At 74.1% G+C, this 9,975-nt stretch carries 7 protein-coding genes; 6 read left to right on the forward strand and 1 reads right to left on the reverse strand.

Annotated features, from left to right (window positions below; all coding sequences use genetic code 11):
• Positions 1-104 precede the first annotated feature (104 nt).
• From DRV96_RS17200 to DRV96_RS17210, 3 genes are read left to right on the forward strand one after another with little or no spacing between them, the layout of a single operon-like run.
• On the forward strand, positions 105-788 hold the full coding sequence (locus DRV96_RS17200; RefSeq protein ID WP_119293443.1) for a cysteine hydrolase family protein: 684 nt from the start codon (positions 105-107) through the stop codon (positions 786-788).
• The gene (locus tag DRV96_RS17205) at positions 785-1,576 is read left to right on the forward strand and encodes an N-acyl homoserine lactonase family protein (RefSeq protein WP_119293445.1); all 792 of its coding nucleotides are present in this window, start codon (positions 785-787) and stop codon (positions 1,574-1,576) included. Before DRV96_RS17200 ends, DRV96_RS17205 begins: the two co-directional genes overlap by 4 nt.
• Entirely contained in the window at positions 1,573-2,346 is a 774-nt protein-coding gene (locus tag DRV96_RS17210; RefSeq protein WP_119293447.1) for a hypothetical protein, read from the forward strand. Before DRV96_RS17205 ends, DRV96_RS17210 begins: the two co-directional genes overlap by 4 nt.
• A 38-nt stretch (positions 2,347-2,384) precedes the next feature.
• Here DRV96_RS17210 and amt read toward each other — a convergent pair whose 3' ends face one another.
• Entirely contained in the window at positions 2,385-5,783 is a 3,399-nt protein-coding gene (gene amt / locus DRV96_RS17215) for an ammonium transporter (protein ID WP_119293449.1), read from the reverse strand.
• Positions 5,784-6,190: 407 nt separating this feature from the next.
• On the opposite strand from amt, the gene DRV96_RS17225 reads away from it, so the two are divergent.
• Genes DRV96_RS17225 through DRV96_RS17235 form a run of 3 tightly spaced genes read left to right on the forward strand, consistent with a single transcriptional unit; the run spans position 6,191 to position 9,661 of the window.
• Positions 6,191-7,153 carry a hypothetical protein gene (locus tag DRV96_RS17225; RefSeq protein WP_119293453.1) on the forward strand — a complete coding sequence of 321 codons (963 nt, stop codon included), beginning with the start codon at positions 6,191-6,193 and terminating at the stop codon, positions 7,151-7,153.
• Between the two features lie 14 nt (positions 7,154-7,167).
• Positions 7,168-8,271 carry an AAA family ATPase gene (locus DRV96_RS17230; RefSeq protein WP_119293455.1) on the forward strand — a complete coding sequence of 368 codons (1,104 nt, stop codon included), beginning with the start codon at positions 7,168-7,170 and terminating at the stop codon, positions 8,269-8,271.
• Positions 8,261-9,661: a vWA domain-containing protein gene (locus tag DRV96_RS17235; RefSeq protein WP_119293457.1), complete on the forward strand. Its 1,401-nt coding sequence runs from the start codon at positions 8,261-8,263 to the stop codon at positions 9,659-9,661. The genes DRV96_RS17230 and DRV96_RS17235 overlap by 11 nt, the downstream gene beginning before the upstream one ends.
• The last annotated feature ends 314 nt before the right edge of the window (positions 9,662-9,975 follow it).

The raw sequence follows: 9,975 nt of genomic DNA on the forward strand, positions 1-9,975 counted from the left end.
GGGTCGCGTGCGGCCGATGCCGGCGTCGACACCGCGCGCGATCAACGCCACTCGATCAGCGCTCAGCACCGATCGAATGATTCACAAGCTCTGAGGCTTCACGGATGACCACGCCGACGCTCGACCCGGCGACGACCGCGCTCGTCGTGATCGACATGCAGCGCGACTTCTGCGCGCCGGGCGGCTATGCCGACCGCGCCGGGCTCGACGTCGCGCGGCTCGCCGCGCCGATCGCGGCGATCGGCCGCCTGCTCGGCGCCGCGCGCGCCGCCGGCGTGCTCGTCGTCCACACGCGCGAAGGCCACCGGCCCGACCTGTCGGACTGCCCGCCGGTCAAGCTCGCGCGCAGCGTCGCCGCCGGCGCGCCGATCGGCGCGCGCGGACCGCTCGGGCGGCTGCTGGTGCGCGGCGAGTACGGTCACGACTTCATCGACGAACTGCGCCCGGCGGTGGGCGAGATCGTTGTCGACAAGCCCGGCTACGGCGCGTTCCACCGCACCGACCTCGCCGAGACGCTCGCGCGGCGCGGCATCGCGACGCTGGTGCTGTGCGGCGTGACGACCGAGGTCTGCGTGCACTCGACGCTGCGCGAGGCGGTCGACCGCGGCTACGCGTGCTGGACGGTGGGCGACGCCTGCGCCGCGAGCGACCCCGCGCTGCAGGCACCGGCACTGGCGATGATCGGCGTCGAGGGCGGCATCTTCGGCCGCGTCGTCGACACCGACACCGTCGTCGCCGCACTGGCCGACGAACGCGCCGCCGCGAATGCGAAGGAGACGCACGAATGACGACGGTGCGCCGTCTGTGGCCGCTGCTGACGGCCACCCACCGCTACGACAAGTCGATCTCGACACTGGGCCGTGGCCACGGCACGACGATCGAGGCGCCGATCCTCGCTTACCTGATCGAGACCGCGAACGGCCGCATCCTCTACGACGTCGGCTGCGACCACGCGAAGATCGCCGACCCGACGCAGCGCGCGCGCTGGTACGACCCGGCCTCCTTCGCGTTCGGCGCGCCCGAGATGGACGACGCGCAGCGCATCCCGCGGCACCTCGCGCGGCTGGGGCTCGCGCCGGCCGACGTCGACGTGATCTTCATCGGCCACCTGCACTTCGACCACGCCGGTGGCCTGCGCGACCTGCGCCGCTGCGGCTGCGGCGCCGAGATCCACCTGCAGCACGACGAGTGGGCCGCGCACCGCGACGACCCGGCGGTGTTCGCCGACGACCTCGTCGACGACGCCGGCCGGCCGTTTCCGTTCAGCCTCAAGCGCGGCGAGTACGACGTCGCGCCCGGCGTGCGCGCGGTCGCCACACCCGGTCACACGGCGGGCCACATGTCGATGTGGATCGAACTGCCGAAGGGCCCGCCGGTGCTGCTGTGCGGCGACGCCGCCGACCTGCAGGAGAACCTCGACGACGAGGTCGCGCCCGGCGGGCTGTGGCAGCAGCGCGAGGACCTCGCGCTGGCGAGCATCCGCAAGCTCAAGGCGCTGGCGCGCGAGACCGGCGCCGTGCCGTGGCCGAACCACGACCTCGCGTTCTGGCGCGCGCTGCCGCGCGTGGTCGAGTGAGCGCCGAGGACGCGCCGCCGGTGCCGGCCCGCCTGCGCGGCGTGTGGGTGCGCCGCCTGCTCGCGACGCCCACCGCGCGCGACGACACCACCGTCGTGCGGTGGCTGCAGACCGCGCGCTGGCACGCGGACCTGCGCATCCCCGCCTGTGCACGACCGGCAGGCGATGGCGACGTCACGCGCCTGGCGCTGCAGCAGGGCTTCGCCGGTGTCACGACCGTGCACCCCGATGCGGCCGGTGAGGTCTGCACCTGGCACCGCCATGTCGATCTGCAGCCGCCGGCGATGGCGCCCGACGCCGGTCGCATCGCGTTCGACGGTCCCGATCGTCTGCTCGAGACGGGCCTGCATGCCGACTATCACGAGGTCTGGGAGCGGCTGCCGGGATCGCAGGGCCGCTACGCCGTCGTCGTCGCCGGCGGCCGCGAAGACGACACGACGTGGTGGCTGCTGGCCGGTTGCTGCCTGATGCGCGTGCGCCCGCGCAGCGTCGCATGGCCGGCCGGCGTCGCGCCGGGGACGACGCTGGCCGACGTCGTGCGCACGCACCCGGCGCACGCCGCGGCGCTGGTCGACTTCGAGATCTCGTTCGGGTCGCTTGCCGATGGCGTGTGGTCGATCGGGCACTCGACGCGACCGTCGCTCGAGGGCCGTGCCGTGGCGCTGGCGCTGCATCGCCGTACCGAGTCCGCCGCCGTCGTCGAATGCGACGGAGTGAGCATGCGCGCGCGCATTCTGGAGTGGGATGCGGCGACGCAGAGGCTCGACTGATCCGCGCGTCGGCGCTGCGACGGGTTCGGCGACTGCGATCAGCGCGGCATCAGCCGCGCCTCGTGCACGTCGGCCAGCGGCCGCGGCTCGCCGAGGTGGTAGCCCTGGCCGTAGTCGACGCCGATCTCGCGCAGGCGCTGCGCGATCGCCTCGCTCGCGACGTATTCGGCGATCGTCTTCAGGCCCATCACGTGGCCGATCGCGTTGATGGCCTGCACCATCGCGAGGTCCATCGGGTCGTCGGCGATGTCCTTGACGAAGCTGCCGTCGATCTTCAGGAAATCCACCGGCAGGTTCTTCAGGTACGCGAACGACGACAGCCCGCTGCCGAAGTCGTCGAGCGAGAACAGGCACCCGAGCGCCTTGACCTCCTCGATGAAGTGCACGACCTTCGACAGGTTGGCCACCGCCGCCGTCTCGGTGATCTCGAAGCAGAGGACCCCGGGCGGCAGCCGGCGCTGCTCGAGCGTGGCGCGCAGCGTGCGGCGGAAGCGCTCGTCCGACAGCGACGCGCCCGACAGGTTGATCGCGTAGACGCCGTCGATGCGCCCGTCGCGGCGCAGCCGGTCGCCGAGCCACGACAGCGTGTTGTCGACGACCCACTGGTCGATGCGCGGCATCAGCCCGTAGCGCTCGGCCGCGGGCAGGAAGGCGCCGGGCGGCACGATCTGGCCGTCCTCCTCGAGCCGCACGAGGATCTCGTGGTGCGGCACTGCGCCGCCGTCGTCGTGCAGCGCGACCACCGGCTGCACCCACAGCCGCAGCCGGTCGGCGTCGAGCGCGGCGGTCAGCCGCGTGACCCACTGCATCTGCCCGCGCTGCTCCATCACCTGGCGGTCGTCGGGCTCGAACACGTGCACGCGGTTGCGCCCGGCCTCCTTGGCGGCGTAGCACGCGGCGTCGGCGGCGGCGAGCAGCGCGCCGAGGTCGTGGCCGATGGTCGACGTGGGCACGACGCCGATCGACACGCCGATCGAGAACGACTTGCCCTCCCACGCGAAGCGGAAGTCGGCGATCGCCTCGCGGACCTTCTCGGCCACGCGCAGCGCGTGCTCGAGCGGGCAGGCCTGCAGGATCAGGCCGAACTCGTCGCCGCCCAGCCGCGCGAGCGTGTCGCCGGCGCGCAGCAGGCCGCGGATCAGCGCCGTGACCTGGCGCAGCAGCTCGTCGCCGGCGACGTGGCCGCAGGTGTCGTTGACGACCTTGAACTGGTCGAGGTCGAGGTAGCACACGACGTGCGACAGCCCGCTGGCGGCGCCGCCGACGAGCAGTTCGCCGAGCCGGCGCTCGAACTCGCGCCGGTTCGGCGCGCCGGTCAGTGCGTCGTGCGCGGCCTGGTGCGTCAACTCGCGCGCGAGGTTGAGCGTGACGGTGACGTCGTTGAACACCAGCACGGTGCCGATCAGGAAGCCCTCGCGCGAGCGGATCGGCGCCGCGGTGTCGAGCACCGGCACCTGCGTGCCGTCGCGCTTCTTCAGCAGCGCGTGCTCGTGGCGCGGCAGGATCTGGCCGCGGCGCAGCACGTCGCGCACCGGGTTGGCCAGCGGCTGGCCCGTGGCCTCGTCGACGAGCTGGTAGACGACGCTGACGAATTGCCCGCGCGCCTGGTGCGCCTCCCAGCCCGTCAGGCTCGCGGCCACCGGGTTCATGTACTGGATCACGCCGGCCTCGTCGGTCGTGATGACGCCGTTGGCGATCGACGCGAGCGTGACCTGTGCGATGTCGCGCTCGCGCTGCAGCTGGGCCTCGACCTGCTTGCGGTCGCTGGCGTCGCGCAACGTCGCGGTGAACTGCGGCCCGTCGTCGGTCTGGGTCTCGCTGACGCTGAGCTCGTAGAACGTGCGCGCCGAGCCCGCGCGCATCACGCGCAGCTCGAGCTGCGCGCCGTCGCGGCACAGGCGCTGCGGCTCGGGCGGCTGCGCGCAGCCGGCGCGGTGCAGCACCAGCGGCAGCGGCTGGCCCACGGCGGCCGGCGCGGCCAGGCCCAGCAGGCGCTCGGCGCCGGGGTTCAGGCTCGTCACGAGGCCGTCGCGCGTGAACGTGACGATGCCGTCGCGCATGTCGCGCAGGATCGCCAGCGTCTGCTGGGTGGCCTGGTCGAGCGCGGCGATCACGCGGTTGTAGGCACTCGCGATCTGCCCGACCTCGGTGTACGGCTCCTCGGGCACGCGCTGGCGCAGGTCGCCGCTGCGCCGCTGCGTCTCCATCGCGTCGAGCAGGTCGATCAGCTCGGTGCGCGCGCCGTGCTCGGCCACGTTCAGGCCCACGCGCTCGGCCTCGGCGTCGACACGCAGGCCGCCGCCGCGGCGCCAGGTGCGCAGCACGAGCCACGCGGCGACGGTGCACCACAGCGCGCACACCGCGATGCCCAGCACCTGCACGCCGACCTGCTCGAGGCGCGACAGCCCGGTGCCGAGCCGCTGCGGGTCACCGAACAGGCCGACGGCGAGCGTGCCCCAGATGCCGGCGGCCAGGTGCGCCGGAATCGCGCCGACCGCGTCGTCGATGCGCCACTGCAGCAGCTTCTCGTTGCACCACGCCATCGCGGCGGCGCCGACGGCGCCGACCAGCAGCGCGTGCAGCGGCGTCACCGCGTGCGCGCCGGCCGTGATCGCCACCAGCCCGGCGATCAGCCCGTTGATCGCGTACATCACCTCGTAGTAGCCGTGCCACAGCCGGCCGACGAGCAGCCCGGCGACGCAGCCGGCCGCGGCGGCCAGCGTGGTGTTGACGAGCACGCCGGGCACGCGCTCGTCGAACGCGAGCGTGCTGCCGCCGTTGAAACCCAGCCACCCGAAGGCCAGCAGCAGCGAGCCGAGCATCGCGATCGGCAGGTTGCCCGCCGGGATGATGCGCGGCGGCTCGCCGTCACGGAAGCGCCCCTCGCGCGGCCCCGTCATCAGCACCGCGACCAGCGCGACCCAGCCGCCGACGCTGTGCACGACGGTCGAGCCGGCGAAGTCGACGAAGCCCATGCGCGCGAGCCAGCCCGGCTCGCTGAGGCCCCAGGCACCGCCCCAGGCCCAGTGGCCGAACACCGGGTAGACCAGCGTCGACACCAGCACCGACACGCCCATGTACGCGCCGAAGCGCATGCGCTCGGCCACGGCGCCCGAGACGATCGTCGTCGCGGTGGCGCAGAACATGAGCTGGAACAGCAGGAACACCAGCAATGGCGCGCGCTCGGAAATCTCGTCGAACACGCCGAACAGCCCGGTGCCCACCCAGCCCGCGGCCGTCGGGCCGAACATCAGGCCGAAGCCGACGAGCCAGAAGGCGAGCGCCGAGATCGCGAAGTCGGAGACGTTCTTCGCCGCGACGTTGATCGAGTTCTTGTTGCGCGTGAGCCCCGACTCGAGACACAGGAAGCCGGCCTGCATCACGAAGACCAGCGCCGCGCACAGCACGATCCACAGCAGGTCTTGCGTACTCGTCATCTCGGAACCACTCGGAAAGCCGCGCTCTTGCGCCAGCGTGCAAGGTACGGGCGCGCGGCGCCGGGTGAAGCGGCGATCACGGCCGCGTTCGGCCGCCAATCCGCGGCCGATATCCGGCGGTGCACCGCGTCGAGGCGGGCGGCGGCGTGCGCCGGCCCGCGTTGCACCGCCGCGGTGCGGCGCGTGCAGCGGCCGGTGCCGCCCGCGGCGTCAGCGCGACGCCGACGCGCTGCTGCGCGCGATCGCGTCGGCCACCGGCCGGCGTGTCGTGGGTGACGATGTCGAGGTGGCCGGCGCACGCGACGTGCACGAGGCACACGAAGCGCACGGTCACCGGTCGATGGAAGGCGGCGGCTTCGGCAGAATCGGCGGCACCGGCCCCCGGGGCCTGCCGTGCCGCCGCCGCGATGGACTTGCCGCCGCTGACCCACCACGAGATCCTCGCGCTCGTCGAGCCGTTCTCGCGCCGCGGCCGCCACGTGGACCTCGCGGCGAGCGACCGCGCCGGGCGGCGCATCGCGTTCAGGCCGCTCGAGCACGCCGGCGACGCCGGCGCGCCGGCGCTGCGCGAGACGTTGCGGCTGGAGTGCAAGTCGCGCCGCAGCCACCGCCTCGTGCGCGTGCTGCACGACGTCGCCAGCGGCGCCGAGGCGACGCTGCGCATCGACGGCACCGACCTCGACGCGATGCTCGCGCAGGTCGAGGGGGTGGACCCGCACAGCCACTTCGTGCGCGGCCCCGGCTGGGTCATCGCGATGAGCCACGACCTCGAGCCCGCGCGCGGCGCGCTGCGCCGCGTGCTGACGCTCGGCGAGGCGCGGCTCGATGGACTCACGCTGCGGCTGCGGCCGTCGAACGTCGCCGGCATGCCGGCCGACCTCGAGCTCGTCGCGGCGCCCGGCCTGCCGCTCGACCTGCCCGAAGACCTGCTGGCGGTGCTCGGCTGGGCCTGGCGGCGGCTGACGCGCAAGAGCGACGGCTGGCGCAGCCTCGTCAGGCTCGCGCGCTGGGAGCCGCAGCGCAGCCGCGACGCCGAACGCAAGCTGCAGCGCGCCGCCGAGCACCTCGCGCGCACGCTGGCCGAGCCGCCGGCGGCGTTCCACGACCGGCTGCTGCGCGCGCGCTGGGGCGTCACGGTGCGCCGCGCGCTGCCGCTCGCGCTCGCGGTGGCGGCGCTGGCGGCGTCGCCGCTGCTGCTGTACCTCGAGCTGTCGGACGACTCGATGTGGCGCATGGTGATCTTCAACGCGCCGCCGCTGCTGTTGGTCGCGTTCTTCTCGCTGCACGAGATGCCGCGCTTCGAGATCCCGCCGCGGCCGCGGCGCCCGACGGCGGCGTCGTGGCGCGCGGCGCCCGATGCCCCCCACTGACCTGCGGTGCCCTGATGCTCGGCAACCCGATGAACATCCCGCCGGTGTCGATCGCCACCGCGAAGGCGGCGCTGGTCGAGCAGTTCGCCGACCCGGTGCTGCGCCGGCGCGCGACGATGCTGTGGGGCACGCGCGGCGTCGGCAAGAGCTCGATCGTGCGCCAGGTGGCGCAGCACCACGGCGTGCCGCTGGTGGACCTGCGGCTGACGACGATCGAGCCGGTCGACATCCGCGGCGCGATCTACGCCGACGACGTGCAGCAGCGCACGGTGTGGTTCCCACCCGAGTTCCTGCCTTCGCGCGACGCGCCGGCCGGCATCCTGTTCCTCGACGAGCTGACCGCGGCCGACCAGCGGCTGCAGATCTCGGCGTATTCGCTGATCCTCGACCGGCGCGTCGGCCACTACGAGCTGCCCGACGGCTGGCAGGTGGTGGCCGCCGGCAACGCCGCGTTCCACGGCGCGGTGAGCCACGACATGGGCACCGCGCTCGCGGACCGCATGTTCCACTTCAACGTGCAGACGGCGATCGACGCGTTCCTCGCGCACGCGGTGGCCCACGACTTCGCGCCCGAGGTGATGGCCTACCTGAAGCTGCGCCCCGACAAGCTCGACGACACCGAGTCGCAGCTGGCCCACGACCACCTCGTCGGCGCCAGCCCGCGCGGCTGGGAGGATGTCTCGAACGTGCTGAAGTCCGGGCTGTCGGAGCCGGCCAAGCGTGTGTTCGTGCAGGGGCGCATCGGTGCGGCCAACGCCGCCGAGTTCTTCGGCGTGCTGCGCGAGATCCAGGCCGGCGCCGACGTCGTGCAGCTGCTCGCGGCCAAGCGCGGCGCCGACACGGTGGCGCTGCTGCCGCGCACGCTCGATGCGCTGTACGGCCTGGTCTACGGGCTGCTCGCGGCCGCCGGCGACGAGCGGCACCTCGCGCGCGCGCTCGAGATCGTCGAGCAGCTGCCCGAGGCGCGCGGCCCGGTGCCGCTGCCGCTGCGCGAGGCGCAGACGCTGGCGATGGAGCTGCTGCTGCACAAGGCGCTCGCAAGCGGCTTCGAGGCCACCGTGCTCGACAGCGCCGCGTACCGCCGCTACGCCGACGAGCGTGCGCGCGATGGCCGCTGACGACGGCAGCGCGCTGTACCGCCACCGCGGCACGCGCGCGGTGCAGCGCATGGTCGAGTACGCGCCGTGCACCGGCGGGCTCGCGCTGTGGGTGCACCACCACGACGTGCGCGCCGGCGAGGCCGACGCGTCGACCGAGCCCGGCCACGCGCCGGCGTGGACCGACGGCACGACGGTGTTCTACGGCGCCGCGTTCGACGCGCTGCCGCTGCCGCTGCAGGCCGGCTGGGTCGCGCACGAGGTGCTGCACGTCGCGCTGCGCCACACGCAGCGGCTGGGCGAGCTCAAGCGCGTGCTCGGCGACGTCGACGAGCGGCTGTTCAACACCTGCGCCGACGCCATCGTCAACAGCACGCTGGCGCACCTGGCGTGGCTGCAGCTGCCGCGCGACGCGGTGCAGCTCGACCGCCTGCTGCAGCTCGCGCTGGGCGTGCAACAGCCGGTCGAGAAGTCGCTGCTGGAGTGGGACGTCGAGCGGCTGTACCGCGCGATCGACGACCGCCGCCCCCCGCGCGCCGACGACGGGCGCGCGAGCGTGGCGTCGTCGCGCGCCGGCGGCGCCGGGCGGCGCCAGGGCGACGGTGGCGCCGCGGCCGGCGACGGCGATGCCGCCGGGTCCGCCGTGCGGCGCATCGACGGCCCGCGCTCGGCGACCGTGCGCGCGCTGGGCTCGGCGATGGCGGCGGACCTGCGCACCGGCGCCGACGCCGCCGGCGACGACGCGCCCGAAGACGAGGCCGAGCGCTCGCGCGAGTGGAGCGAGCGGCTGCTGCGCGCGCACGCCGGCGACGGCGCGCACTCGATGCTGCGTGCGCTGATCGCCGACCTGCCGCGCTCGCGCACGCCGTGGCCGCAGGTGCTGCGCACGCGGCTGGCGCACGCGCTGGCGCGCCGGCCGACGCTGTCGTGGTCGCGCCCGTCGCGCTCGTACATCGCCAACCAGGGCCGAGGCGGCGCGTACCGGCGCATGCCGTGGGAGCCGGGCACCAGCCACGCGAAGCCGGTGGCGCGGCTGGCGCTGATGGTCGACGTCTCGGGCTCGGTCGACGACGCGCTGCTCGAGCGCTTCGCGCGCGAAGTGCAGGCGCTGACGCGGCGCTTCGAGGCCCAGCTGGTGCTCGTGATCGGCGACCACGTCGTGCGCCGCGTCGAGCACTGCGAGCCCGGGCACTGCGACCTGCGCGCGATCGAGTTCCACGGCGGCGGCGGCACCGACTTCGTGCCACTGCTCGAGGAGGCCGACCGCCACCGCCCCGACATCGGCGTCGTGCTGACCGACCTCGAGGGGCCGGCCGACTTCCGCCCGCGCTGGCCCGTCGTGTGGGCCGTGCCGCCGGCGCACGCCGGCGCGGTGGCGCCGTTCGGGCGCAAGCTGGTGCTCGAAGACTGACGCGGTGGCGACCGGGGGCTGCGCCGATGGCGGTGGCTCCCGGCGCGTGGCAGTCGTGCCCCGGGCGCTGCGTCTGCGACGGCGGTGACCGCAGGCAGGGACTGCAGTGGGGGGTGGCGGCAGGGCGACGGCGGCACCTGCGGGCTGCGGCCCACCTCGCGCGGACACGTTGGCGGTGTGCGAAGCGCCGTGCGCTCGGCCCCGCCCGTGGCCTGCCGAGGTTGTGTCTGTCAAGTTGTGCAGAAACGCGATCACGGTTCGAGGTTGGGCTGATCAGGCCGCGAGCTTCATGGCGGCCTTCTTGTGCTCCTTGA

The sequence above is a fragment of the Azohydromonas sediminis genome, from assembly GCF_003574675.1.
In the GTDB taxonomy this organism is placed as follows: domain Bacteria; phylum Pseudomonadota; class Gammaproteobacteria; order Burkholderiales; family Burkholderiaceae_C; genus Calidifontimicrobium; species Calidifontimicrobium sediminis.

Coding starts and splice junctions, on each gene's coding strand:
- DRV96_RS17230 (WP_119293455.1), top strand. CDS start 7,168: ATGCTCGGCAACCCGATGAACATCCCGCCGGTGTCGATCGCCACCGCG.
- amt (WP_119293449.1), bottom strand. CDS start 5,783: ATGACGAGTACGCAAGACCTGCTGTGGATCGTGCTGTGCGCGGCGCTG.
- DRV96_RS17225 (WP_119293453.1), top strand. CDS start 6,191: ATGGACTTGCCGCCGCTGACCCACCACGAGATCCTCGCGCTCGTCGAG.
- DRV96_RS17205 (WP_119293445.1), top strand. CDS start 785: ATGACGACGGTGCGCCGTCTGTGGCCGCTGCTGACGGCCACCCACCGC.
- DRV96_RS17235 (WP_119293457.1), top strand. CDS start 8,261: ATGGCCGCTGACGACGGCAGCGCGCTGTACCGCCACCGCGGCACGCGC.
- DRV96_RS17200 (WP_119293443.1), top strand. CDS start 105: ATGACCACGCCGACGCTCGACCCGGCGACGACCGCGCTCGTCGTGATC.